This window comes from Streptomyces sp. NPDC012510, from assembly GCF_042955065.1.
GTDB lineage: Bacteria > Actinomycetota > Actinomycetes > Streptomycetales > Streptomycetaceae > Streptomyces.
On sequence record NZ_JBIBEN010000004.1, the window covers coordinates 268,102 to 292,918 of the forward strand.

The window sequence follows — 24,817 nt, forward strand, 5'->3', positions numbered from 1 at the left end:
AGTGAGTCAGCGTGAGCGGAGCCACGGGCGCCGGATCGTCCGGTACTTCGGCCGGCACTTCGACCGAGTCGGAAGCGGACGGCGGCGGCCGTGGCTCCGCCGCGCGTGCGATGGACACGCACACGACCCAGCTCAAGGCGATCAAGCCGAGTACGACCGACTCGGCGTCGCCCTCGACGGACAAGCCAGGATCCCAGGGGGGAACTGTGACGGACACCCGAGGTCCGCAGACCCAGCCGCCCGCGGCCGGCGGCTCGGCCGCGGCTGCGGCTGCGGCCGGGGCCGCCCGTCCGACCTCGGCGCAGCCCCAGACCCCGGCGCGGGCCGGCGGTTCGGCGCTGCCCGGGGAGCGTCAGTCGCAGCAGCAGGCGGGGCCGTACCATCCGCCGCAGGCGTACCCGCCGGCGCCGGAGGGCACGTCCCGTAAGCCGCGTCCGGGGGCGCGTACGACGCCTCGTACGCGCAAGGCGCGGCTGCGGGTGGCCAAGGCTGATCCGTGGTCCGTGATGAAGGTCAGCTTCCTGCTCTCCATCGCCCTCGGTATCTGCACCGTCGTCGCGGCCGCGGTGCTGTGGATGGTCATGAACGCGATGGGTGTCTTCTCCTCGGTCGGCGCCACCATCTCCGAGGCCACCGGTTCGAACGAGTCCAACGGGTTCGATCTGCAGGCGTTCCTGTCGCTGCCCAACGTCCTGATCTTCACCACGATCATCGCGGTCATCGACGTCGTCCTCGCTACCGCCCTCGCCACCCTCGGCGCCTTCATCTACAACCTCTCCGCGGGCTTCGTGGGCGGCGTCGAGCTGACGTTGGCCGAGGACGAGTAACCGCCGGGTTCGCGTGGAGGGGGCCTGCGGGGACGGCTCGAACCCGTCCCCCATGAGGTGCCGCACCATGGGGCGGGCCTCCCCGGGGTATCGATTTTGGGACTGCCCACGTCGTGCGCTAATCTTCAGGAGTCAGCGCGCGGGACACACACCGCAGAGCGCGGCGGGGCTATAGCTCAGTTGGTTAGAGCGCATCCCTGATAAGGATGAGGCCACAGGTTCAAATCCTGTTAGCCCCACCAGCGATAAGGCCTCCGACCGGTCACGGTCGGGGGCCTTTGACGTGGTCGGGAAGTGCCGCTGGACATCATCGAGGACGACGGCACGCGCCACCGGGGGCGCGCCACCGCGCCCCCCTGCACCAGCCAGTTCGGGCGGGACCTCGACACCCTCGGTAGCGGGACCTCGACACCCTCGGTAAGGGTTCCGGTCGCGAGCCCAGCGCCGTCGATCGAGGCCGGCCACGCTCGGCCCCGGACAGGTTTGCCCGATCCCTCCCACACGAAGACCCTCGGCCGGATGTCGGCCGAGGGTCTTCGTCACTCACGGTTGTCGATTGTGGGTTGTCTGTTCGGTTGCTGGCTGCCGGTTGTCCTCAGGCGTCGTACGCAAGATCGCCGTTGTGCGGTTGTTCTGTGTGGTTGTTCTTCGATGCCGGGATCAGCGCTGGAGAGGTGCGACGGGACGCTCGGCATGCGGGCGGGATGTGTCCGGAGCGGTTGCCTGGCTGGTGAGATGCATGGCGGCGGCCCTGTCTGTGGCCGTGTCCAAGGCCGTGCGGTGGCGGCATGAGGGGGAGGAGCCATGGGCCTCGGCCCGGATGCGTTGCTTCATCGTGGGGGGCAGGGCCCGGTCGTGGGGGCGGCCCGGGAGGGACATCGCCGGCATCGTCGTGAGGACCGCGCAGTTGTGGAAGGTGCCGGTCTGCGGTACCGCGGCGGAGGCCGTGGTCGTGACGAGTCCGAGCGCCGTGCACAGCGCGAGGAAGGCGGTGACGATGGCGGTCCACAGCTTCATGACCTTGTTCTGGGCCATGGCCCCTCACTTTCGGGTTGGGCGATTTGCGTACTTTCCTCATGATGTGTATGTGGGCTCCGAAATCGTGGACCGACGCCCATGGCGCTTTGATCGTCAGATGAACACCACCCGGATGGGTGCAAGGACCGTCGAAAGCCCTGGGGAGCGGGCCGGAAGGAGGTGGCGTGAGGCTCGCGGGGTCCGTCGAGGTGTGCGAGATGTGATGGACCTGTGTGATGAGCCTGCGATCGGAACAGTTACATCCGGTTCTACTGGGGGACTCCCGACGGGAGTTGAGGGGCCGACACAGGTCACCGATCGGTATCGGTCGGTGTGTATAGTCGGGCGCCAGAGGTCCCCTACGTCAAGGAAAGACGAGGTCGCGCGGTGAAGAAGCTTCTCCTGGTCGCACTGGCCGCCATCGGCGGGCTCCTCGTGTACCGCCAGATCCAGGCGGATCGCGCCGAGCAGGATCTGTGGACGGAGGCGACTGACTCCGTGCCCACGGGTTCGTGAACGTCGACATCAGTCTCGGAGCAGACCCCGGCCGCACCAGCGGTCGGGGTTTTGTGTCGCTCGGGTGTGGCGGCCCGGGCATGTACGTCCATCGCGCGGGGCTTGGCTTCGCTGCGGTGAAGGCCGCGTTCGCGGCTGCGGAACAGCGGTCGGCGTAGAGGTCGTTTTCGGCCGCTCATCCGTAAGCGAGCGGGCATCGACGCCCAAGTCCCGGCAGGATGGGCGCGTTCGTCGCCACGACCTGTGGGCTGGGGCTGCGGAACACGACGGTTGGATCAGGCGACGGTGGGCTCAGGCGCACCTGTTACGACTGGTGTCGGATCACGGTGTCGGCTCGGTCCGGGCACCGACGGCCGAAGCCCTTTCCGGGCTTCGACTGCGGGCTTCGACTTAGGGCCGCGACTTCGGGGCTACGACGAGGGGTGGCGCGGGATGGGGCGGCGCACGGTCTGGTGGCGAGCTGCGACAGCCGTGGGAGCGGCCCTGTGGGCGATGACGACGCTGTCCGCCCCCGTCGCGGCGGCCGAGAAGCCCACTCCGTATTCCTACGCCGAGGACGCGACCACGGTTGCGGGCGCCGCGAGCAGTACGGGAGCCGTGCGGCTGGTAGCAGGCAAGACGTACCGGAGCACCATCGGCCCGGACGGGAAGCTTTACTACCGCCTCCACCTCGACGCCGCATCCGACGCGTACGTGTCGGCCACGGCCGTACCGGAGGCGGGTTCGGATGCCGCGTCCTCGGACGGCGTCAGGGTGTCGCTGCAGGACGCCGACGCGCACCAGTGCTCCTCCGACACCGCCCGCTTCGGCTCCACCCGCAGTGCCCACCCCGTCACCGCCTGGGCCTCGCGTGAGATCGGCAGCGACGAGTACATGTGCCAGGCGGCCGGGGTGTACTACCTCGTCGTCGAACGGGTCGGTGCGGCCGTGGGAACGAGTACGGGTGCGAGTGGCACCGGTGCGAGTGGCACCGGTGCGAGTGGTACGGGGACGAGTGGTACGGGTTCGGCTTCCGGCTCGACGTCGGGATCCGCTGGGGAAACCTCGTCGGAGGAGTGGGGACTGGAGCTCGGGGTCGTGTCGGAGCCTCTGGTGAAGAAGGGGGGCTCGACGCATGCGCCCGAGGGCTGGAATTCCGCGTCCCCCGAGGGGCTGTCCGGGGAGCCCGAGCATCGCCGCGGTGGCAGCGGCTTCGCCGCGGCGAGCCCTGTGGCGCAGGGCGTCTGGCAGGACGAGGCCGGGATCAGGGCCGGGGAGACGCTGTTCTACAAGGTGCCCGTCGGCTGGGGGCAGCAGTTCCACGCCACTGCGGAGCTGGGCAGCACGACCGACGGCGACGGCCATGTGGGGAACGCCTTCGTCGTGTCCCTCTACAACCCCGTACGCGGCCTCGTCGACGACAGGACCGCCAACTACGGCGGCACGCAGCGGTCCGCCGCCCTGGGGCCTCTCCCGCCCGTCGCGTACGAGAACCGTTTCTCCCGCGACGACGAAGTGAACGGGATGCGGTTCGCGGGCTGGTACTACCTGGTGGTGCATCTCGGGACGTCGGTCGCCGACCGGTACGGCGAGGAACCTCTCGGACTGACTCTGAGGGTGCGGCTGGACGGTGAGGCCGGGGCCGGTCCGGGATATCTGGGCACCGCCGAGCCACGCGGGGTCTTCGAGGTCACCGAGGGGGACGAGGAGGCCGCGGAGAACGGGGCGACGGGGGACACACTGGACGGTGCCGTGGACGGCGGCGGCAGCGGAGGGGACGAGGGGACCTCCGGGAGCGGAGAGGGCTCGGGGAGCACCTCGGGTGCCGACGACCGGCGTCTCGCCATGACCGCCGTCGCGGCGGGCGGTATCGGCATGGGGACCCTGCTGGTCCTGGTGCTGGTGGTGTGGACACTCGTGGCGCGCAGGCGTGCGTCCGGCGAAGCGGGGCCGGAGCTGTCCGGGGCGGGCACGGCGCCACGAGGGCGGCATGGGGCGTCACGGGGGCGGTGAGGGGAGTGGCTGGGGGCCGGGCCGAGCTGGAGGCCTGTCTGGCCTGTGCCGTCGTCGGCCGTGAGGGGCGAGGATCGGCAGAACGGGCCGTGCTGTCGGCGGCCGCGACTTGGCGGTGGCGTCGTCCGCCGGGCTCAGAGCTGGCCCAGCGCCCAGAATCCCACGGCGAAGCAGACCAGGGCGACTAGCAGCATCGGCACGGCCACCTTGGCCGGCGGCCCCGGACGGCGCCGCGGAAGTGCTCTCGACCGACGGGGAACCTGCGTGGGGCGAGCGGTGTATGAACCAGTAGAGGCGTACGCGTGCTGCTGCATCGCCGGGGTCGGGACCTGCGAGAGGTCCAGCGGCGGATGCGGCTGGGGGGAGGACACATGCGAGGGTTCGGGATGCGAAGCCGGGACGGCGCGGACGGGCGTCGCCGCAGGGGGAGTGACCTGCTGCTCGGGCTGGTGCTGTGGGTGGCCGGGGGCGTGCTGCTGGGTCTGGCGCGTGAGCGAGTGGGCGGCGAGCACCTCGGGCGGTGGCAGATGGAAGCTGCCGGTGTCCGACATGGTGGACGGCTGCGGTGGTACGGGGTCGCGCTCGGGACGCGGCGGTACGGCGGCCGGGGGCGACTCGGGCGATACGCGACCGGTGTGCGCCGAAGATGCCGAGGACGCGGCAGGCAGAGAGCCGGAATCCTGGGCCCATTGCCCAGCGTCGATACCGGTCCTCGTGCCCGTGCTTGTGCCTGAGCTCGACGGGCCGGTCTGGGCCGGTGCAGTGGTGGGCATGGGCGGCGGGGATATGGAGCCCGTGTAAGGGGGCTGGGGCATCGCGCCAGTGCTCGGTGCCGGTGGGGTGGTGTTTGTGCCGGGCCGCGGTGTAGCGGTGCCTGTGCCGGTTTGTGGTGCGTCCTGGGGCGGCGGGCTGTACGACGGCGGATCGTGGGGCGGCGGCGGTGTCGCGTCCGCACCGGATGCCGGGACGCCTCCCACCGCCGGACCCGAGGCTGATGGTGAGGCCGAGACCGAGGGCGAGAAGGACAGGGACGAGGGCACCGAGGAAGAGGGCGGTGATCCGGCGGGTGGTGGGGAGGCGGGAGGCGAGGGGGCGGGAGGGAGCGACGGCGATGCGGAGGACGGCCCGCCAGACGAGCCGGGAGAAGAGCCCGTTCCGGGGCGGGGAGTCGACGAGGACGTGCCGCCGGTGTTCGTGCCGGTCTTGTCCAGCCCCGATGCTTGCTGCAGTGGGCCTTGAGGACCGAACCCCTTGGGGAGCGGACCGAGTTGGTCGAAGACGTCCACCAACTCGTCGTCGGGGCCCGGCTCGGGCAGAAGCTCCACGGCTGCGGCAAGGGCCTTGCGGGCGCCGGTGGCGGTGCGGAACCGGGAGTCGGGGTCGGGCTGGAGCAGCGTGGCGATGACCTGCCACAGAGGTTCCGGTATGCCTCGCGGGGCCTTGGGAGTGCCGTGGGCGGCGAAGTGCTCGATGAGGGCCTTCGCGTCGGGTTTGGCGCCCTCCAGCAGGTAGAGGGCGACGAGGCCCACCGCGAAGAGGTCGGCCGGGAAGTCGGGGTCGGCGCCCAGCATCTGCTCGGGGGCGAAGTAACCCGGTGTTCCCACCACGTAGTTGGTCTCGGTCAGCCGGGGCTCACCCAGGCGCATGGCGATGCCGAAGTCGGACAGGCGCAGGCGGGGTCGGGCTGTGCCGGTGGCCTCCAGCAGCACGTTGGCGGGCTTGATGTCACGGTGGATGACACCCTCCGCGTGCACGGCGGCGAGGCCGGACAACAACTGGTCGAGCAGAGCGCAGACATAGGCGGGCGGGAGGGGGCCGTAGTCGTTGACGAGGTTGACCAGGGAGCCCCCCGCGACCAGGTCCATGGTGAACAGGACTTTGTCGTCGTCGGCGGCCCAACTGGCGGGCGCGAGCACATGGGGATGGTCGATCCGTACGGCCTGCTCGCGGACGAAGCGCAGCAGGGCGTGCGCGTCGCGCTGTTGCAGTACCTTGGCGGCCACATAACGGCGGCGGCGGTGGTCCCAGGTGCGCCAGACCGCGCCGACTCCCCCGCGCCCGATCGGGTCGACCAGTTCGTACCGGCCGGCGAAGACCTCACCCATGGTTGTGCGTCGTTCCCCCTTCGGCTCCCCCCTTGGCTGTCTGTCGCGGAGGACACGACGCTCGCGTCGCCCTCTGCGGAGCCGGCTTGCCCGTGCCCGGCTTTCCTCGGAGCTTGTTTCGGCTCTGTCCCTCCGATGTCCCGTTCTGTTCCGCTACCCGTTCTCGGCTCTTCTGGAGCCTACGTCCACGCCGCGTGGCTCACGAGGGGCCTACAGACCCCTTGTCCCCCGCTTTGCCTCGGCCCGGTCGCCGAACCCCCTTTCGGGGACCGGGCCTTGAGCTCAGTTCTGGTGGGACTGGTAGTGCGCCACCGCGTCGGAGGTGCGGCCCGCGCCGTACACCCGGAGGAACTCTGCCAGTTCCGGGTGGGTGGGGGCGAGGGTGTCCGCCGCCTCGATGATGTCGCCCGCCGCCGCCACCGAGCGCAGCAGCGACTGGATCTCGCGGACCACCCGCTTGACCGTGGGCGCTCCCGAACTCGTCGTCGACTGCGTGGTGTTGGTGAGCACAGATCCCCCCTGTGACTTCTTGATCTCGTCCATGCGCTCGGTCGCCTCGGCGGCGCTCACGCTGCCGTCCGCGACCTGCCCGGCCAGGTCCTGCAGCAGCTGCACCCGCTGGACCACCGCCGGGTTGCCGATCTTGGCACGCTGACCGCTCATCAGCTGCGACAGCATCGGTGCGGACAGACCCAGCACCCCCGCGAGCCGGGCCTGGTTGAGGCCCAGGTCCTCGATGAGCCTACGGAAGAGCGCCCCCAACGGCTCTCCGTACCAGTTCCGCTGCAGCTCCCGGGCTCTTGCGGTCGCTTCCTGCTGTGCGGTGTCCATTGCGTCTCCCCATCGCTTCCCCAAATACCGTGGTTCGCTGTAGCGAACCACGACGAGCATCTTACGGAGAGTGGTCGTTCACGGGGACCCCCAATCTTTTTGCGAGATCCCGGGGGTGACCCGGTACTCTGGTCTGCGAAGCCCCTCGGCGGTCGTTCCTCCGGGTGGACGCTTCCCTTCCGGGGCCTTAGCTCAGTTGGTAGAGCGCTGTCTTTGCATGGCAGATGTCAGGGGTTCGACTCCCCTAGGCTCCACAGCGGATCGGCCGGGCCGGATGTCGTAGGACATCCGGCCCGGCCCTTTTCTTGTCCTGTCGAGGCTGGGTCGTAGAAGAGCTCTCGGGTCCTTCCCGTCGCGATCGCTATCTGTGCGCTCCCTGCGAAAATGGCCGTTGGCGCGGGGTGACGGGTGGTGGCACGTGTCGACGTGCGCACATGCGAAACAGGTGGCCTGGATCACGCAGCTGAGCCCTGAATGTGTAGATCACCCTTCGCAACCGGATCAATACATTCCGATCGCTGGCCGCCCGTGGTTCGGAACGGGGAGAGTTTCACGTGAAACAGCCCTGTGGGGCAGAAGATCTTCAAGTCTTCTGCCCCACAGGGCTGTTGGTGAGATGTCCTGGCGAAGGCCCCCTCGGGCAGCGACGGCCCAGGGGGAACACGCCCTGGCACGGCTCGGCTCCGTGAGGACAAATCTCTCGGCTGCCAAACCTCAGGGACGGTCGTCGCGGTCGGCTGCTGCCTCCTCCTCCGCCTGCTTGGCCTGGACCTCCGGATCGAGCACGGACTGGCCGCTGCCGTCGACGGAGGACAGATGGCCGGGTTCGGAGACCTCGGTTGCGGCGGGGGGCTCGACCAGCCAGTCAGGGTTGGCCTGCTTGTCCCACCACTTCCAGGCGGCGAAGGCACCGCCGGCCAGGACGCCCATTGCGGCCAGCCCCTTGAAGGCGCGGCCGGCCTTCGCGCGGCGCTGCTGCCTGCGAACCAGCTTCTGGATCTGCTGGGGCGAGACCTGCCCGCGCAGTGCGGCCAGCGCCGCGGCACTGCGGGCGGTGGCCTCGTCACGGACAGGACCTGCGGCGGCCACGGCCTGTTCGATGCGTGGACGGGAGTAGTCGGCGGCCTGGCGGGCCGCCTTACGGGTGCGGACTGCGGCTTCGTGGGCCGCGTGGTCGACCTTCGGCGGTACATGCGTGCGTGCCTGCTCCAAGCGCGGGACGACATGGGCGCCGTACTGGACGCGTGCCTGTTCCGCGGCCTGCGACACTTTCGGCGCGAGTCGTACACGTGCCTCGTGCGCGTAGTGCGAGGCCTTGTCCTTGGCCGTGTCGGCGTAGGGCGCCACCACTTCCGCGGCGTGCAGCACGCTGTCCTTCGCCGAGCCGGTCGCGGCGCGCACGCTGTCGATGCGGGTCACGGGATCCTCCTCCTCGGTGGCGTACGGTAATTCGACTTTCCACCCTTTTGGGGATCATGCCTCCCGGAGCGCTCCGGGGCATGTGCGGGCGGGCATCCGGGTCATGGGCACCGGCTCCGGCCGATCATCGAGCAGGAGCCGGTCATGAACCGATCACGTGCAAGAGAGGATGAATCGGGGGCAACGGGAACTTGTCCACGACAGTGCCGACAATGCCACGGATCGTCGCGAAGCGCTCCGATACCGGGGGTACTCGACCGGTTTTCCGCGCACCTGTCGTACAAGAGCGTGGGCGTCGGGGGACGGACAGCGTGGTCCGTGCGAGGATCGGGGGAGTCACAGAGGACAACGGAAGGCAGATCGTGGCTGAGCAGCTGTACGCCACCCTGAAGACCAACCACGGCGACATCGAGGTGCGGCTGCTGCCGAACCACGCGCCCAAGACGGTCCGTAACTTCGTCGAGCTCGCCCAGGGCGAGCGTGAGTGGACCAACCCGGCCACCGGCCAGAAGTCCACGGACAAGCTCTACGACGGCACAGTCTTCCACCGGGTGATCAGTGGATTCATGATCCAGGGCGGTGACCCGCTGGGCAACGGTACCGGCGGTCCCGGCTACCAGTTCGCGGACGAGTTCCACCCGGACCTCGCCTTCGACAAGCCCTACCTCCTGGCCATGGCCAACGCGGGTCCGGGCACCAACGGCTCGCAGTTCTTCATCACCGTCGCCCCGACGGCGTGGCTGACCCGCAAGCACACCATTTTCGGTGAGGTCGTCGACGCGGGCAGCCAGAAGGTCGTGGACGCCATCGCGGCCATCCAGACCAACCCGCGCACCGACCGGCCGGTCAACGACGTCGTGATCGAGTCGGTCGTCGTCGAGACCCGCCAGGGCTGAGCTCTCGGGGTTCACCGCCAGGGCTGAGCGTGCCTGGCTCCCCACGGACCCGAAAGGTTCCACAAGGTCCCGAAGGGAACCAATCGCCCCGCTCATCCGTAAGGATGGGCGGGGCGATTGGTTCCACACTCGAGACGGAGGGGACCCCATGGACCAGGTGCCGAGCAGTTCGCCGGACGCGCGGAGCCTGCCCACCTGCTACCGACACCAGGACCGCGAGACCGGTATCAGCTGTACCCGCTGCGAGCGCCCCATCTGCCCCGAGTGCATGGTGAGCGCCTCCGTGGGCTTCCAGTGCCCCGAGTGCGTCCGCGGTGGCTCCGGCACGGGCCACGCGCCGTCCGCCTCCGCCCCGCGCACTGTCGCGGGCGGCACGGTCACCGCTGATCCCCGCCTCCTCACCAAGATCCTGATCGGCGTGAACCTGTTCCTCTTCCTGGTGCAGATGCAGGCGGGTGACCGCTTCACCGACCGGTTCGACCTGATCGGCCAGGACTGGGTTCCGGGACTGGGTTCCTCGCTCCAGGGCGTCGCCGAGGGTCAGTGGTACCGGCTGCTGACATCGATGTTCCTGCACATCGGCGTCACCCACATCCTGTTCAACATGCTCAGCCTGTGGTGGATCGGCGGTCCGCTGGAAGCGGCCCTCGGCCGTGCCCGTTATCTGACGCTCTACTTCGTCTCCGGTCTCGCCGGGAGCGTGCTCACCTACCTGCTGGCCGCGCCCGATCAACACTCGCTCGGTGCGTCCGGCGCCATCTTCGGCCTCTTCGGTGCGACCGGCGTGCTCATGCGCCGCCTCAAGTACGACATGCGCCCGCTGATCATCCTGCTGGTGATCAACTTGATCTTCACCTTCAGCCCGATGTTCAACATCTCCTGGCAGGCGCATGTGGGCGGGCTCGTGGGCGGCGTCGTGATCGGTTATGCGATGGTGCACGCACCCCGGGAGCGCCGGGCGCTGATCCAGTACGGGGTGTGTGCCCTTGTCCTGATCGCCGTGGTGATCATGACACTGATCAGGACCACCCAGCTGACCTGAGATGACTCCGGTCCGTCACAGGTCAGGCACCCGTTCGGCATCGGTGCGGCACTGTTGTCCACAGACCGTGGCGGATCTTGTGCATAGGGTGCGGGAACATGTGTGCCCCCTGTCGCTGACCTGCGTTTGTGCAGGTCAGGCAGGGGGCGAACATGCTTGCGGCTGGTGATGGGGCAGTCATACCGGCGTCAACGTCCAGTGAGTTATCCACAGATCGTCGTTCTTTTTCCCCACTGTGGAAAACGCCTGTGGATAACTCCGTGGATAGCTCTGGTCAGAGCTGCTTCCACCGAGCGGAGACCGCTACTTCCACTGGGTCGAGACGCCGAATCCCGCGGCGATGAAGCCGAAGCCGACCACGATGTTCCAGTTGCCGAGAGAGTCGATCGGCAACGAGCCGTCGGTCACATAGAAGACGACGATCCATGCCAGTCCGATGAGGAACATGGCCAGCATGACGGGAGCCACCCAGCCGCTGCTGTTCAGCTTGATATTCGTGGCCTGCTTGGACGGCGGCGGCGTGTAGTCGGCCTTCTTGCGGATACGTGACTTCGGCACGAGGGTCTCTCCTGTCGATGCGCTGCGTGGCCGCGCAGGGAACTGTGGCGGGCTCCGGGGCAGCGTACAAGGGGACACTGAATGCTCCCCCGGGCGTCCGTTAGCGTAGTGCTTCCGCGGCGCCTAAGGAGATAAGGGTACGTTGAGCAATTCAGCCGACTCCCCCGAGGCTGGTTCCGGCACCCCCCTGGAGGACGGTGCCACCGACTCCTCCGGGACAGGCACCGACGCCGCCGGGAACGGCGACGCCTCCTCCCGAGGCGGCTTCCGGCCCGTGCGTGTGCTCACCGTCGGAGTCTTCGCCCTCGCCGGGCTGATCTTCTTCACCAGCTTCGACACGGCCAAGGGCACCAACATCCGGACGGACGCCTCGCTGCTCAGACTCTCCGACCTGATCCAGGAACGCAGCCACAAGAACGGACAACTCGACGAGTCCAACGCGGTGCTCCGGGACGACGTCGAGGCCCTCGCCGAACGGGACGACGGCAGCACCGATGCCGAGGACGCCCGGCTCAAGGCGCTGGAGAAGAACGCCGGCACCCAGAAGCTCAAGGGCGAGGCTCTCACCGTCACCCTCGACGACGCCCCGCCGGACGCCACCGCCAAGCTGCCCGGCTACCCCGAACCTCAGCCCGATTACCTGGTCATCCACCAGCAGGACCTGCAGGCCGTGGTGAACGCCCTGTGGCTCGGCGGCGCCCAGGGCATCAAGGTCATGGACCAGCGACTGATCTCCACCAGCGCCGTGCGCTGCGTCGGCAACACCCTGATCCTCCAGGGCCGCGTCTACTCACCCCCGTACAAGATCCAGGCGGTCGGGGACCCGGAGAAGCTCCAGAGGGCGCTCGCCGCGAGCGAGGCCATCCAGAACTACATGGTGTACGTCAATGTCTACGGGCTGGGGTGGAAAGTCACCGAGGACGGGCCGGTGACTCTTCCCGGCTACTCGGGCACAGTGGATCTGAAGTACGCGAAGCCCGTGGAGTAACGGCAGCCGGGGGGCCCGTGTCGGTGCGCGTGATCGTCAGGACCGTCAGCGAACTCTGCATCACCGTCGGTACCCTGATCGTGCTCTTCGTCGTCTACGTGCTGTTCTGGACCGGTGTGAAGGCCGACACCGAGATGGACCACCAGGTCGAGATCCTCCAGGACCGGTGGGCGCAGCAGCCGACGCGGCCCACGTTCGCCCCGGGCGCCTCGGCGGCTCCCGAGCCGCCCGCCCCGTACGAGGACGCCGAGCCCTTCGCCCTCATGTACGTCCCGCGCCTTGGTCTCACGTGGAGCAAGCCTGTCCTCGAAGGCACAAAGACGGGCACTCTCAAAAAAGGGCTCGGTCACTATGCGAACACCGCGCAGCTGGGGCAGAAGGGGAACTTCGCGGTGGCCGGCCATCGCCGTACCTACGGTGATCCCTTCAAAGATTTTCCCGAGCTGCGCCCCGGCGACGCGGTCGTCCTGAGCGACGGAGCGACCTGGTTCACGTACGTCATCGACAAGGGACCTCACCGGACATTGCCCACGGACGTCCAGGTCATCGACCCCGTGCCGAAGAAATCGGGGTACACACGCGCGGGCCGCTATCTGACGTTGACGACATGCGACCCGGAGTGGGGACACAGCCATCGGTTGATCGTCTGGGGGCATCTGGAATCCACACAGCCTGTGGAGGCCGGGAAACCGGAGGCACTACGCCGTTAGTCTGGTGGCGGTACGGCGTGAGACCGGTGCCGTGGTGTGAAGGAAGGGACGGCATGTACGGCTGGATCTGGCGACATCTGCCGGGCAACGTATGGGTGAAGGCGTTGATTTCCGTCGTGCTGACCCTGGCCGTCGTCTATGCCCTCTTCCAGTACGTCTTTCCCTGGGCGGAGCCCCTGCTGCCCTTCAACGATGTGACGGTGAACGACCAGTGAGTGCCGCCCGACCCGCCCGGGTCCTCGTCGTCGACAACTACGACAGCTTCGTCTTCAACCTGGTCCAGTACCTGTACCAGCTGGGCGCCGAGTGCGAGGTGCTGCGCAACGACGCGGTGACGACCTCGCACGCCCAGGACGGCTTCGACGGCGTGCTCCTGTCCCCCGGACCCGGCACCCCCGAGGAGGCCGGCGTGTGCGTCGACATGGTCCGCCACTGTGCCGCGACCGGCGTCCCCGTCTTCGGCGTCTGCCTCGGCATGCAGTCCATGCAGGTGGCGTACGGCGGTGTCGTGGACCGTGCGCCCGAGCTGCTGCACGGCAAGACGTCGCTGGTGGAGCACGAGGGCAAGGGGGTCTTCGCGGGCCTGCCGACCCCCTTCACGGCGACCCGCTACCACTCCCTGGCCGCCGAGCCAGCGACCGTACCGGCCGAGCTGGAGGTCACGGCGCGCACCCACGACGGGATCATCATGGGTCTCAGGCACCGTGAACTGCCCGTGGAGGGTGTGCAGTTCCACCCCGAGTCGGTGCTCACGGAGCACGGCCACCGCATGCTCGCCAACTGGCTGACCGAATGCGGCGACCAAGGGGCCGTGGCCAGGTCGACCGGGCTGGCCCCCGTGGTGGGCAGGGCTACGGCGTGACGGCCCTGCGCCCCGAGCGCGAGAGTGCCCCCTACGGCGGCGAGGCCGCGTACGGGGGCGCCGAGTCGTTCGAGGCGGAGGCCTTCCCGTCCGGGGTGCCGTACGCCGCCACGGCCGAGCCCCAGCAGCAGTGGGCCGTCCGAGAGGCCCAGCAGCTCCCGGACCACGCCCAGGGTGACTGGTACGGGCAGCACCAGCCGTACCCGGAGCCCTCCTACGAACCGTACGAAGGCCATCAGCCGCGTGCCCAGGCGTCGTACGACGGCCTGTCCGAGGCGTACGGAACGGCGACCGTAGCCGAGGGGATGTGGACCGACACCGCTCAGGAACACCCTCCCATCGACGAGGAGACCGTGGCGCTCCGGGTCGAGGAGGCTCGGCGCACAGCCGCCGCGGCCGATGCGATACCTCCCTCCGCCGTCACCGTGGGCCGTGCGGCCCGTCGTAAGGCCGCGAGACGGCACGGGAGGCATGGAGGCTCCCAGGGCGCCCACGCGGCCTCCAGAGGCTCTCAGGAGCCCGAGAAGCCCTTAGCCACGGCCGGTGAGGCGTCGACCTCGGCACCCCTCTCCCGGATCGAGGCACGGCGGGCGGCCCGGGCGCAGAAGCCCAGCGTCGGCGTGATCGCGAGCCGGGTCATCGGCGAGGTGTTCATCACCACCGGTGTGGTGATGCTGCTGTTCGTCACGTACCAGCTCTGGTGGTCGAACATCCGGGCCCACCAGCAGGCGGGCAGGGAGGCGACGAGCCTGCAGGAGGAGTGGAAGAACGGCAAGCGGGCGCCGGGCGCGTTCGAGCCGGGGCAGGGCTTCGCCATCCTGCACATTCCCAAGCTGGACGTCGTCGTGCCCATCGCCGAGGGCATCCACAAGCCGACGGTGCTGGACCGCGGCATGGTCGGGCACTACGACCAGACGGCGATGCCCGAGGACAAGACGGGCAACTTCGGTGTCGCGGGTCACCGCAACACCCATGGTGAACCGTTCCGGTACATCAACCGGCTCAAGCCCGGCGATCCGATCGTCGTGGAGACGCAGAACACGTACTACGTCTATGACATGGCCGCGATCCTGCCGGTGACGCCTCCGTCCAACGTCAGTGTGCTGAATCCCGTACCGCCGGGGTCCAGCTTCACACAGCCGGGCCGCTACATCACGCTGACCACCTGCACGCCCGAGTTCACGAGCAAGTACCGCATGATCGTGTGGGGCAAGATGGTGGAGGAACGGCCGCGCAGTGAGGGGAAGCCCGACGCGCTCGTCCAGTAGGGGCTCGACCAAGGGCGGAAGAAACTGTGGCAGTGACCACCGAGGACACCGAAGAGAAGACGGACACGTCCGAGACCGCGCCGCGACGCCGTGGCACGGGCCGGATCGCCATGGCGGTCAGTGTCTTCGGTGAACTCCTCATCACCGCAGGCCTGTTGCTCGGTCTGTTCGTCGTCTACTCGCTGTGGTGGACCAACGTCCTCGCCGACCGTGAGGCGGACAAGGAAGCGCAGGGGGTCCGCGACAACTGGGCGGCGGCCGACGACAGCCCGGGTGCCCTGGACACCAAGGACGGCATCGGCTTCCTCCACGTGCCCGCCATGGACAACGGCGAGGTCCTGGTGAAGAAGGGCACCTCCACCAAGGTCCTCAACGGCGGTGTCGCCGGCTACTACACCGACCCGGTCAAGGCGACGCTCCCCACCTCCGACAAGGACGGCAACTTCACCCTCGCCGCCCACCGCGACGGCCACGGCGCCAAGTTCCACAACATCGACAAGCTCGAGAAGGGCGACTCGATCGTCTTCGAGACCCGTGACAACTGGTACGTCTACAAGGTCTACGACACCCTCACCGAGACCTCGAAGTACAACGTCAAGGTCCTCTCGAACATCCCCAAGGAGTCCGGCAGGAAGAAGGCCGGCAAGTACATCACCCTCACCACATGCACGCCCGTATACACCTCCCGGTACCGGTACATCGTCTGGGGCGAGCTGGAGCGCGTGGAGCGGGTGAACGCGGAGCGCACCCTGCCGAAGGAACTGCGCTAGCGCGTGGTCGGTGCTTCAGTCGTAGGCATGTTTCACGTGAAACATCCGGTTTCACGTGAAACATCAGGACAACGAAGGAGCCCCCGGCACCCTCTCGGTAGAGGGTGCCGGGGGCTCCTTCGTTGTCCGGGAACGAGGCCGTGGATCATTCCTCGCCGCGGGAACCGGTGACGCTAGTCGAAGAAGCCGCCGCCGTCGTTCCCGCCATTGTTGTTGTTGCCGTTGTTGCCACCGCCGAAGCCGACCGAAGCGAGGGTGATCGTCGTCTGGGCCGGGTCGGCGTCGTTGCCGCCGTCCGGGTCCTGGTCGGTGACGAACGCGGTGTCGCTCTGGTCGCTGCCGCCTGCGAACTGGATGTTGGTGAAGCCGGCCTGCTGCAGGATCTGCTTGGCCTCCCCCACGGTTCGGCCGACGACGTTCGGGACCTTGGCCTTCTGCTCCTCGGCCTTCTTGCCGATCTGGATGGTGACCGTGTCGCCCTTGTTGAGCTCGGTCCCCGCCTCAGGGCTGGTCGCGACGACCTTGCCGACCAGGCTGTCGTCGTCGGTCTCCACCTCGGTGCAGGTGCCGACGAGGTTGTTGGCCGCCATCTGGTTCTTGGCGCGCTCACAGTCCTGCCGGGAGACGTCCGGGACGGTTTCCTTCTCCGGAGCCTTGGCGACCGTCAGCGTGACCGTGGAGCCCTTCTCGAGCTTGCCGCTGGCCGGGTCCTGCTCGATCACGATGCCCGGGGTGCGGTCGGACTCCTCCGTCTTCCTGTCGACCTCGAAGCCCTTCTTCTCGAGCGTGGCCTGGGCCTCGTCGAACTGGACTCCCTGGACATCGGGGACGCTGACCTTGGGAGCGCCCGTAGAGATCACCAGGGCGACGGTTTCGCCCTTCTTGATGGGGTCGTCGGCGGCGGGTGTCTGTTGGCAGACGTTTCCCGTCGCCTGGTCCTCGCACTCGTCCTTGGATGTCGTCACCTTGAGGTCGACGTTGCCGGCCGCCTGTTTGGCCTCCGCCTCGGTCTGGCCGATGAAGTACGGCGTCTTGAGGGTGTCGTTGGAGGCATCGTTGCCCGGGAACATCCACTGTCCGATGAGGATCGCGCCGATCAGCACCAGGACACCCGCGACGACCAGGAGGATCGTCGAGGTGTTGTTCTTCTTCTGCTGGCGGCGGCGGCCCTGGCGGTCGTCGTAGCCGTAGCCGTCGTCCGGGCCTACCGGTGGCAGCATCGTCGTGGCACCGGCGTCGGCGCGCAGGGCGGTGGTCGGCTGGTCGTCGGGGTAGCCGCCGTAGCCGACCGAGCCCATGGCCGCCGTGGCCGCGACGGGCTGGCCGTCGAGGCAGGCCTCGATGTCGGCGCGCATCTCGTCGGCGGACTGGTAGCGGTAGTCCGGGTCCTTGACCAGGGCACGCAGGACGATGGCGTCCATCTCCGGCGTGATCTCCGGATCGAAGACGCTCGGGGGCTGCGGTTCCTCCCGCACGTGCTGGTAGGCGACTGCCACGGGGGAGTCGCCCACGAACGGCGGGCGGACCGTCAGCAGCTCGTAGAGCAGACAGCCCGTCGAGTACAGGTCGGAGCGGGCGTCCACCTGCTCGCCCTTGGCCTGCTCCGGGGAGAGGTACTGGGCGGTGCCGATGACCGCGGACGTCTGCGTCATCGTCATACCGGCGTCGCCCATGGCGCGGGCGATGCCGAAGTCCATCACCTTGACCTGGCCGTTGCGCGTCAGCATGACGTTGGCCGGCTTGATGTCGCGGTGGACGATCTGGTTGCGGTGGGCGTACTCCAGTCCCTGGAGGATGCCGATGGTCATCTCCATGGCCCGCTCCGGCAGCAGCTTGCGGCCGCTGTGAAGAAGCTCACGGAGGGTCGAGCCCTCGACGTACTCCATGACGATGTACGGGATCGAGACCCCGTCGATGTAGTCCTCGCCCGTGTCGTAGACCGCCACGATCGCGGGGTGGTTGAGCGAGGCGGCCGACTGGGCCTCCCGGCGGAACCGGGCCTGGAAGGTGGGGTCGCGCGCGAGGTCCGCTCGCAGCGTCTTCACCGCCACGGTGCGGCCGAGGCGGGTGTCCATCGCGAGGTAGACCTCCGCCATGCCACCACGGCCGAGCACCTGGCCCAGCTCGTACCGGCCGCCGAGGCGACGCGGCTCTTCCATAGCTTCCTACCAGCCCTCTCCGTCGGTCCCGACCGCACCCATGTGTGGTCCGGCGGCTGTGCTCCGGGCATACGGTACCCGGCTCGCCTTCTGTGACCTGGCCAACCGCGTCACCCGATACAGGACCGGTATCACAACGTGCACCTTTGCGAAGGCGACGTGAGCGGGGTCACTTCTTGCTGTTGATCACTGCCTGCATCACGCTCTTCGCGATCGGGGCGGCGAGACCACCACCGGAGATGTCACCGCGGTCGGCCGCACCGTCCTCGACGACCACGGCCACCGCGACCGGCGAGCTGCCGTCGCTGAGCTTGGCGTACGAGATGAACCAGGCGTACGGCTTCTCCTTGTTGTCCAGGCCGTGCTGCGCGGTACCGGTCTTGCCGCCGACGGTGACGTTCGGGATCTGCGCCCTGGTGCCCGTGCCGGTCTTGACGACGGTCTCCATCATGTCCTGCAGCTTCTGGGCGGTCTCCGCCGAGACCGCCTGGGAGAGCTGCTCGGGCTCATGCTTTTCGATGATGTCGAGGCTGGAGGCGCGCAACTGGTCGACCATGTACGGCTTCATCAGCTTGCCCTCGTTGGCGACGGCGGAGGCGACCATGGCCATCTGGAGCGGGGTGGCGCGGTTCGATGCCTGACCGATGCCGGCCATGGCGTTCTGCGGACGGTTGTCCTCGGGGTACACGCTTTCGGCGGCGCGGACCGGGATGTCCAGCTCGCTCTCGTTGAAGCCGAACTTCTCGGCCTGCTCACGCATCTTGTCGTTGCGGACGGTGTCGGAGAGCTTGCCGAAGACCGTGTTGCAGGACTGCTCCAGCGCGTAGCGGAGCGTGGCGTTCTTGCACACCCCGTGCTCGTTGGTGAGGTCGGTCCTCGTGCCGGGCAGCTGGTACGGCTCCGGGCTGTCCGTCTTGTCGTCGATGTCCGAGACGGCGCCGTTCTCAAGCGCTGCGGCGGCCGTGACCACCTTGAACGTGGAGCCGGGCGGGTAGGTCTCGCGCAGCGCGCGGTTCAGCATCGGCTTGTCGGGGTCCTTGTCCAGCTTCTGGAAGGCCTTGCTGTCCTTGCTGCTGATCCCGGCGAAGGTCGACGGGTCGTACGACGGCGTGGAGGCCAGCGCGAGGATCGCGCCGGTCTTGGGGTCGATCGCGGCGACGGCGCCCTTCTTGTCACCGAGGCCCTCGAAGGCCGCCTTCTGCGCGGCGGCGTTGAGGGTGGTGACGACGCTGCCGCCCTCCTTCTTCTTGCCGGTGATCATGTCCAGCGTGTTCCGGAAGAAGAGCCGGTCGTCGTTCCCGGTGAGGATGCCGTCCTCGAGGCTCTCCAGCTGGGTGGCACCGATGATTTGGGAGGAGTAGCCGGTGACCGGCGCCCACATCTCGCCGTTCTTCCAGGTGCGCTTGAACTTGTAGTCGGTGCCCTTGGTCTCGACGGACCCGGTGATCGCCTTGCCGTCGACGATGATGTCGCCGCGCGGGGTGCCGTAGCGCTCGATGGCCACCCGGCGGTTCTTGCTGTCCGTCTTCAGGGAGTCGGCCTGGACGTACTGGATCCAGTTGTCGCGGATGAGCAGGGCGAGGATGAGGAGCCCGCAGAAGATCGCGATCCGGCGCAGGGGCTTGTTCACGGTCGGACCACCTGGGTCATCTCGGCGTCGGGGTTCGGGGCGGGCGACGGTGCCGGGCGGCGCGCGGTGTCGCTGATGCGCAGCAGGATGCCGATCAGCGCCCAGTTGGCGATGACGGACGAACCGCCGTACGCCACGAACGGCAGCGTCATACCGGTCAGCGGGATCAGGCCCATGACGCCGCCGGCCACCACGAAGACCTGGAGGCCGAATGCGCCGGAAAGACCGACTGCCAGCAGCTTGCCGAACGGGTCGCGGGCCGCGAGCGCGGTGCGGATGCCGCGCTCCACGATCAGCCCGTAGAGCAGCAGGATCGCCATGACACCGGCGAGGCCCAGTTCCTCACCGAATGTGGCGAGGATGAAGTCGGAGTTGGCGGCGAAGCCGATGAGGTCGGAGTTGCCCTGGCCGAGGCCGGTGCCGAGGGTGCCGCCGGAGCCGAAGGCCCACAGGGCCTCCATGGACTGCGCGGAGTGGCCGAGCGTGGTCTTGGAGAGTTCCCACTCGCCCATGGGGTCGAGCCAGGCCTGGACGCGCTGCTGCACGTGGATCTCGAACGAGGCGACGCCGACGGCGCCGGCGGCGGACATCAGCAGGCCGAAGACGATCCAGCTCGTGCGCTCGGTGGCGACGTACAGCATGATCACGAACATGCCGAAGAACAGCAGTGACGTACCGAGGTCCGTCTCGAAGACCAGGATCAGGATGGACATCGCCCAGACGACCAGGATGGGACCGAGGTCGCGGCCACGCGGCAGGTACAGGCCCATGAAGCGGCGGCTGGCGAGGGCCAGAGCGTCTCTCTTGACCATGAGGTAGCCGGCGAAGAAGACCGCGATGACGATCTTCGCGAACTCACCGGGCTGAATCGTGAACCCGGCGATGGAGATCCAGATCTTCGCGCCGAAGACGTTCAGACCGAGGCCGGGCACGAGCGGCAGCATCAGCAGGACGAGCGAGGCCGCCATGGAGATGTACGTGTAGCGCTGCAGGACGCGGTGGTCCTTGAGGAAGATCAGCACGATGATGAACAGGGCGACGCCCAGCGCGGAGTACAGCAGCTGCCGCGGAGAGGCCTCGACGTACGTGCGGCTGAGCTGCAGCCGCTCCGACTGGTCCAGGCGCCAGATGGCCACCAGCCCCAGCCCGTTCAGCAGCGTTGCCAGCGGCAGCATCAGCGGGTCCGCGTACGGCGCGAACTTGCGGACCACGACATGGCCGATGCCGGCCAGTAGACCGAAACCGAGACCATAGGCGGCCAGTCCGGCCGGGACCTTGTCGTTGAGGGCGAGACCCACGTTGGCGTAGGCGAACACCGGGATGACGACCGCGAACGCCAGCAGCGCCAGCTCGGTGTTGCGTCGGCTCGGAGCGCCGATCGCGCCGATCGTGGACGTGTGCTGCGTCGACGTGTTGGTAGTACTGCTCATCGTGTGCGTGGGCCCCTCGCGGCTTGCCTACTGCTCACCGCACCGCGAGACCAGCTCCTGCTCCTCCTCCGAGAGGCTGGGGCCGGTCGACGGTGTGGGTGCGGTCTGGGTCGGGGTGGGGGACGTCGACGGGCTCGACGTCGGGGACGGTGTGGCCTTGGACGTGAGGGAGGTCTTCGTGGTTCCCGTGACGCCGCCGGCCTCGCCCTCGCCGGTCTTGGCGTTGTTGTCCGCCGCCTCGCGGCGCTCGGCGTTCTTCTTGCACGCCGACGCCTGGGTGGACAGTTCCTCGATCTTCTTCCGGGCGTCGCCCAGGTTGCCCTGCGGGATCGTGGCCTCGACCTGCTTCTGCCAGAACGACGGCAGGTACTTGAGTTCGATCTCGGGGTGGTCCTTCTCCACCTTCGAGAGCGAGATCCACGCCAGGTCCTGGCTGATGCCGCGGTAAAGCGCCACATGGTCCTTGTTGGCGCCCACGTAGTACTGCGTCTGCGTCCAGCGGTAGCCGCCGTACAGGCCCCCGCCGATCACGGCGAGGGCGAGGATGCCGAAGAAGGATCTCTTGAGCCACTTGCGCTTCTTGCGCGGCTTGACGAAGTCGTCGTCGGAGTAGTCTCCGAAGCTGCCCGCCGCAGGCATGTACCCGGTGGTGCCGCCGGAGCCGGGCGGGCCGAACTCGCCGCCTCCGCCCTGGCCGTGGCCCTGTCGGCCGAGGCCGGAGGCCCGACCGGCGGGGGTCTGCATGATGCCGTTGTCCTGCAGGTGCAGCTGGTTCTCGGCGACCGCCCCGACCACGACCGGGGTGTCGGAGAGCTGCCCGGCGAGGGTGTCACCGGTGTCGAGGTCGAGCACGTCGGCGACGATGACCGTGATGTTGTCCGGGCCGCCGCCGCGCAGCGCGAGCTGGATCAGCTCCTGCACCGTCTCCTGAGGGCCCTGGTAGCTGGCGAGGGTGTCCTCCATCGTCTGGTGGGACACCACACCGGACAGGCCGTCGGAGCAGATCAGATACCGGTCGCCGGCGCGGACCTCGCGGATGGAGAGGTCGGGTTCGACGTGTTCGCCGCTGCCCAGCGCACGCATCAGCAGGGAGCGCTGCGGGTGGGTGGTGGCCTCCTCCTCGGTGATGCGGCCCTCGTCGACCAGACGCTGCACCCAGGTGTGGTCCTGGGTGATCTGGGTGAGGACGCCGTCCCTGAGGAGGTACGCGCGGGAGTCGCCGACGTGCACGAGGCCGAGCCGCTGGCCGGTCCACAGCAGAGCGGTGAGCGTGGTGCCCATGCCCTCCAGCTGGGGGTCCTCCTCGACCATCGCGCGCAGCTGGTCGTTGGCGCGCTGCACGGCGGTGCCGAGGGAGGTGAGGATGTCGGAGCCGGGGATGTCGTCGTCGAGCGTGACCAGGGTGGAGATCACCTCGGAGGAGGCGACCTCGCCGGCCGCCTGACCGCCCATGCCGTCGGCGATCGCAAGCAGCCGGGGACCGGCGTAGCCCGAGTCCTCGTTGCCCTCGCGGATCATGCCTTTGTGCGATCCGGCGGCGAAGCGCAGTGACAGACTCATGCGCACCTCGCCCGTCGGCTCCGGGTACATCCGCACGGTGCCCACCCTCCGGTCGGGAGCGCGCCGGGGCCGGCGGTGGGCGCCGCCACTGCGTGCTCGCTCCGCTCGCGCTCATTCATGATGTAGCACTACTTCCGCAGCTCGATGACGGTCTTGCCGATGCGGATCGGCGCGCCCAGCGGAATCGGCGTGGGAGTCGTCAGTCGGTTCCGGTCGAGATAGGTGCCGTTGGTGGACCCCAGGTCCTCGACGATCCACTGACCGTCGCGGTCCGGGTAGATCCGGGCATGCCGGCTGGAGGCGTAGTCGTCGTCCAGCACGATCGTGGAGTCGTGGGCGCGGCCCAGGGTGATGGTCTGGCCCTGCAGCGCCACGGTCGTGCCGGTCAGTGTGCCCTCGCTGACCACGAGCTTGGTCGGGGCGTTGCGCCCGCGGCGGCCGCCGCCGGAAGCGGGCGTGGGCGCGGGCTGCTGGCCGCGCTGCTGCGGGGGCGCGGCCTGCCGGGCGGCGTTCTGCGACCGCGCGCTCTCCCGGCGCGACCCCCGCTGGGTGACGCGCGTACCGAACAGGTCGCTGCGGATGACCTGCACGGCCACGATCACGAACAGCCACAGTACGGCCAGGAAACCCAGCCGCATGACCGTGAGGGTCAGCTCTGACATTGCCCCCGCTTCACCCTTCGGCTTGCCGGTAAATGATGGTGCTGCTGCCCACGACGATCCGCGAGCCGTCGCGGAGCGTAGCGCGGGTGGTGTGCTGCCCGTCCACCACGATGCCGTTGGTGGATCCGAGATCCTGGATCGTCGAGGGCGTTCCGGTCCGGATCTCGCAGTGCCGGCGGGAGACGCCGGGGTCGTCGATCCGCACGTCGGCTTCGGTGCTGCGGCCCAGCACCAGCGTCGGGCGGGAGATCTGGTGGCGGGTGCCGTTGATCTCGATCCAGTAGCGCGTGCGTCCACCGGCCGTCGGAGCGGCGGGCGGCCGCTGGCCGAGCGGGGCGGCGCCGGGGCGGCCGCCGGGCGGCGGCGTGGCCGGCATCGGCGGGGCGCCCGCGGGTGCGGCGGTGGGCGGATAGCCGTAACCACCGGGACGGCCTGCGGCGGGGCTCGCCGGGGCGCCCCCGGGGGCTTGTTGGTTGGTGGAGGAGGCGAGCGTACGGCTGCGCACCCGGTACAGACCGGTGTCGAGGTCGTCGGCCTTCTCCAGATGGACCTTGATCGGTCCCATGAAGGTGTAACGCTGCTGCTTGGCGTAGTCGCGCACCATCCCGGCGAGCTCGTCGCCCAGCTGGCCGGAGTAGGGGCTGAGGCGCTCGAAGTCGGGCGTGCTCAACTCCACGATGAAGTCGTTGGGGACGACCGTGCGGTCGCGGTTCCAGATGGTCGCGTTGTTGTCGCACTCGCGCTGGAGCGCTCCCGCGATTTCCACGGGCTGGACCTCGGACTTGAACACCTTGGCGAAGGTGCCGTTGACCAGACCTTCGAGGCGTTGCTCGAACTTCTTCAGGACTCCCATAGGGCACCTCCTCCGTCGTCACCGCTCTGCGTACCGCGTCGGTACTGCTTACTGATCGTATCCACGCGCCAGGAAATCGGCTGGTTCCCCCTGTCGGCCCGGTCGACCGGTGTCACCCGGTGTCGACGCCCACTGAGGTCCCCTCCCGGATTCCCGTCGGAGCTGCTCTTCGAACTCTCCCCGACCGAACTCCTGCAAGGATCGTAGAGGCGGCGCGAGACCAGTGTCCCGCACCGGACTGTGCGCCCCGTCCCTCTCCAGTGGAGATGGCCGGGACCGGTACGAGGTTGATACGCGAAGCAGCACTCGTTGATACGCGCCCGGAGGGGCCGTGTGTTCGGTCAGCGCTGGTCCGCCGGTCACGCCCCCGTGGCCCGGGGACGGCCGCGGACAAGTGATGTGAAGCCACCCTCGCCAGCGTGCTAATCTTCTCGATGTCGGAAGGCGCCAACACCGCAAGGACGGGGCCCGAGGACACACCTAATGCGCGGGTGGCGGAATAGGCAGACGCGCTGGATTCAGGTTCCAGTGCCCGCAAGGGCGTGGGGGTTCAACTCCCCCCTCGCGCACAGCGAAGCGGTCTCATCGTGATCACGATGAGACCGCTTCTTTTTGTCTGCTGGTCCGTCGCGCCGAAGAGGTTCCACGGCCGACCATGAGAGCCCTGAAGTGTGAGGAGTCTCTCAGGAGATTCAGTAAGGGCTTTCAGCTTCCGGTGGCAC

At 68.4% G+C, this 24,817-nt stretch carries 22 protein-coding genes and 3 tRNA genes; 14 read left to right on the forward strand and 11 right to left on the reverse strand.

Translation table 11 applies throughout. The annotated features are described in order from the left end of the window. Window positions 1–11 precede the first annotated feature (11 nt). Both ACFY9I_RS09010 and ACFY9I_RS09015 read left to right on the forward strand, forming a co-directional pair. A complete protein-coding gene (locus ACFY9I_RS09010; RefSeq protein ID WP_390998610.1) occupies window positions 12–827 on the forward strand; it encodes a DUF3566 domain-containing protein in 816 nt (271 codons plus the stop codon). A 165-nt stretch (window positions 828–992) separates the two neighbouring features. After that, window positions 993–1,069, forward strand: a tRNA-Ile gene (locus ACFY9I_RS09015). Between the two features lie 418 nt (window positions 1,070–1,487). Here the strand turns inward: ACFY9I_RS09015 and ACFY9I_RS09020 are convergent. After that, entirely contained in the window at window positions 1,488–1,862 is a 375-nt protein-coding gene (locus tag ACFY9I_RS09020; protein ID WP_390998612.1) for a DUF6344 domain-containing protein, read from the reverse strand. A gap of 369 nt (window positions 1,863–2,231) precedes the next feature. Here ACFY9I_RS09020 and ACFY9I_RS09025 point away from each other — a divergent pair, with 369 nt between their 5' ends. Further along, entirely contained in the window at window positions 2,232–2,360 is a 129-nt protein-coding gene (locus tag ACFY9I_RS09025) for a DLW-39 family protein (RefSeq protein WP_003999697.1), read from the forward strand. A 492-nt stretch (window positions 2,361–2,852) separates the two neighbouring features. Next, window positions 2,853–4,352: a hypothetical protein gene (locus ACFY9I_RS09030; protein ID WP_390998614.1), complete on the forward strand. Its 1,500-nt coding sequence runs from the start codon at window positions 2,853–2,855 to the stop codon at window positions 4,350–4,352. A 134-nt stretch (window positions 4,353–4,486) separates the two neighbouring features. On the opposite strand, the gene ACFY9I_RS09035 is transcribed toward ACFY9I_RS09030, so the two are convergent. Together ACFY9I_RS09035 and ACFY9I_RS09040 are read right to left on the reverse strand one after the other, a co-directional pair. After that, the gene (locus ACFY9I_RS09035; RefSeq protein WP_390998617.1) at window positions 4,487–6,457 is read right to left on the reverse strand and encodes a protein kinase; all 1,971 of its coding nucleotides are present in this window, start codon (window positions 6,455–6,457) and stop codon (window positions 4,487–4,489) included. A gap of 282 nt (window positions 6,458–6,739) precedes the next feature. Further along, window positions 6,740–7,288 (reverse strand): helix-turn-helix domain-containing protein, encoded by a 549-nt coding sequence (locus ACFY9I_RS09040; protein ID WP_390998619.1) that lies wholly within the window; start codon window positions 7,286–7,288, stop codon window positions 6,740–6,742. A 181-nt stretch (window positions 7,289–7,469) separates the two neighbouring features. On the opposite strand from ACFY9I_RS09040, the gene ACFY9I_RS09045 reads away from it, so the two are divergent. Further along, window positions 7,470–7,542, forward strand: a tRNA-Ala gene (locus ACFY9I_RS09045). Window positions 7,543–8,002: 460 nt separating this feature from the next. Here the strand turns inward: ACFY9I_RS09045 and ACFY9I_RS09050 are convergent. Further along, window positions 8,003–8,707: a DUF5324 family protein gene (locus ACFY9I_RS09050; RefSeq protein ID WP_390998622.1), complete on the reverse strand. Its 705-nt coding sequence runs from the start codon at window positions 8,705–8,707 to the stop codon at window positions 8,003–8,005. A gap of 362 nt (window positions 8,708–9,069) precedes the next feature. Here ACFY9I_RS09050 and ACFY9I_RS09055 point away from each other — a divergent pair, with 362 nt between their 5' ends. Further along, a complete protein-coding gene (locus tag ACFY9I_RS09055; protein ID WP_390998625.1) occupies window positions 9,070–9,603 on the forward strand; it encodes a peptidylprolyl isomerase in 534 nt (177 codons plus the stop codon). 148 nt (window positions 9,604–9,751) lie between these two features. Then, entirely contained in the window at window positions 9,752–10,645 is an 894-nt protein-coding gene (locus ACFY9I_RS09060) for a rhomboid family intramembrane serine protease (RefSeq protein WP_390998628.1), read from the forward strand. Between the two features lie 303 nt (window positions 10,646–10,948). On the opposite strand, the gene crgA is transcribed toward ACFY9I_RS09060, so the two are convergent. After that, window positions 10,949–11,203 (reverse strand): cell division protein CrgA, encoded by a 255-nt coding sequence (gene crgA, locus ACFY9I_RS09065; RefSeq protein ID WP_033530586.1) that lies wholly within the window; start codon window positions 11,201–11,203, stop codon window positions 10,949–10,951. A gap of 142 nt (window positions 11,204–11,345) precedes the next feature. Here crgA and ACFY9I_RS09070 point away from each other — a divergent pair, with 142 nt between their 5' ends. From ACFY9I_RS09070 to ACFY9I_RS09095, 6 genes are read left to right on the forward strand one after another with little or no spacing between them, the layout of a single operon-like run. After that, a complete protein-coding gene (locus ACFY9I_RS09070; protein ID WP_390998632.1) occupies window positions 11,346–12,191 on the forward strand; it encodes a DUF881 domain-containing protein in 846 nt (281 codons plus the stop codon). Between the two features lie 23 nt (window positions 12,192–12,214). Then, on the forward strand, window positions 12,215–12,901 hold the full coding sequence (locus ACFY9I_RS09075) for a class E sortase (protein WP_390998635.1): 687 nt from the start codon (window positions 12,215–12,217) through the stop codon (window positions 12,899–12,901). A gap of 53 nt (window positions 12,902–12,954) precedes the next feature. Then, window positions 12,955–13,116: a hypothetical protein gene (locus ACFY9I_RS09080; protein ID WP_390998637.1), complete on the forward strand. Its 162-nt coding sequence runs from the start codon at window positions 12,955–12,957 to the stop codon at window positions 13,114–13,116. Beyond that, window positions 13,113–13,763 (forward strand): aminodeoxychorismate/anthranilate synthase component II, encoded by a 651-nt coding sequence (locus tag ACFY9I_RS09085; protein ID WP_390998640.1) that lies wholly within the window; start codon window positions 13,113–13,115, stop codon window positions 13,761–13,763. Before ACFY9I_RS09080 ends, ACFY9I_RS09085 begins: the two co-directional genes overlap by 4 nt. Then, entirely contained in the window at window positions 13,760–15,031 is a 1,272-nt protein-coding gene (locus tag ACFY9I_RS09090) for a class E sortase (RefSeq protein WP_390998642.1), read from the forward strand. The genes ACFY9I_RS09085 and ACFY9I_RS09090 overlap by 4 nt, the downstream gene beginning before the upstream one ends. A 32-nt stretch (window positions 15,032–15,063) precedes the next feature. After that, window positions 15,064–15,801, forward strand: coding sequence for a class E sortase (locus ACFY9I_RS09095; protein WP_390998644.1), 738 nt, complete (start codon window positions 15,064–15,066; stop codon window positions 15,799–15,801). A gap of 173 nt (window positions 15,802–15,974) precedes the next feature. On the opposite strand, the gene pknB is transcribed toward ACFY9I_RS09095, so the two are convergent. From pknB to ACFY9I_RS09125, 6 genes are all read right to left on the reverse strand, one after another. Next, window positions 15,975–17,960 (reverse strand): Stk1 family PASTA domain-containing Ser/Thr kinase, encoded by a 1,986-nt coding sequence (pknB, locus tag ACFY9I_RS09100; RefSeq protein ID WP_390998646.1) that lies wholly within the window; start codon window positions 17,958–17,960, stop codon window positions 15,975–15,977. A 169-nt stretch (window positions 17,961–18,129) separates the two neighbouring features. Next, window positions 18,130–19,590: a penicillin-binding transpeptidase domain-containing protein gene (locus ACFY9I_RS09105; RefSeq protein ID WP_390998648.1), complete on the reverse strand. Its 1,461-nt coding sequence runs from the start codon at window positions 19,588–19,590 to the stop codon at window positions 18,130–18,132. Beyond that, window positions 19,587–21,020: an FtsW/RodA/SpoVE family cell cycle protein gene (locus ACFY9I_RS09110; RefSeq protein WP_390998651.1), complete on the reverse strand. Its 1,434-nt coding sequence runs from the start codon at window positions 21,018–21,020 to the stop codon at window positions 19,587–19,589. The genes ACFY9I_RS09105 and ACFY9I_RS09110 overlap by 4 nt, the downstream gene beginning before the upstream one ends. Window positions 21,021–21,047: 27 nt before the next feature. After that, complete coding sequence (locus tag ACFY9I_RS09115) at window positions 21,048–22,610, reverse strand: Stp1/IreP family PP2C-type Ser/Thr phosphatase (protein ID WP_390999158.1); 1,563 nt, start codon at window positions 22,608–22,610, stop codon at window positions 21,048–21,050. Between the two features lie 98 nt (window positions 22,611–22,708). Beyond that, window positions 22,709–23,242: an FHA domain-containing protein gene (locus ACFY9I_RS09120; protein WP_390998654.1), complete on the reverse strand. Its 534-nt coding sequence runs from the start codon at window positions 23,240–23,242 to the stop codon at window positions 22,709–22,711. A 10-nt stretch (window positions 23,243–23,252) separates the two neighbouring features. Continuing rightward, window positions 23,253–24,095 (reverse strand): FhaA domain-containing protein, encoded by an 843-nt coding sequence (locus ACFY9I_RS09125; RefSeq protein ID WP_390998657.1) that lies wholly within the window; start codon window positions 24,093–24,095, stop codon window positions 23,253–23,255. A 485-nt stretch (window positions 24,096–24,580) separates the two neighbouring features. Here ACFY9I_RS09125 and ACFY9I_RS09130 point away from each other — a divergent pair. Further along, window positions 24,581–24,664, forward strand: a tRNA-Leu gene (locus ACFY9I_RS09130). The last annotated feature ends 153 nt before the right edge of the window (window positions 24,665–24,817 follow it).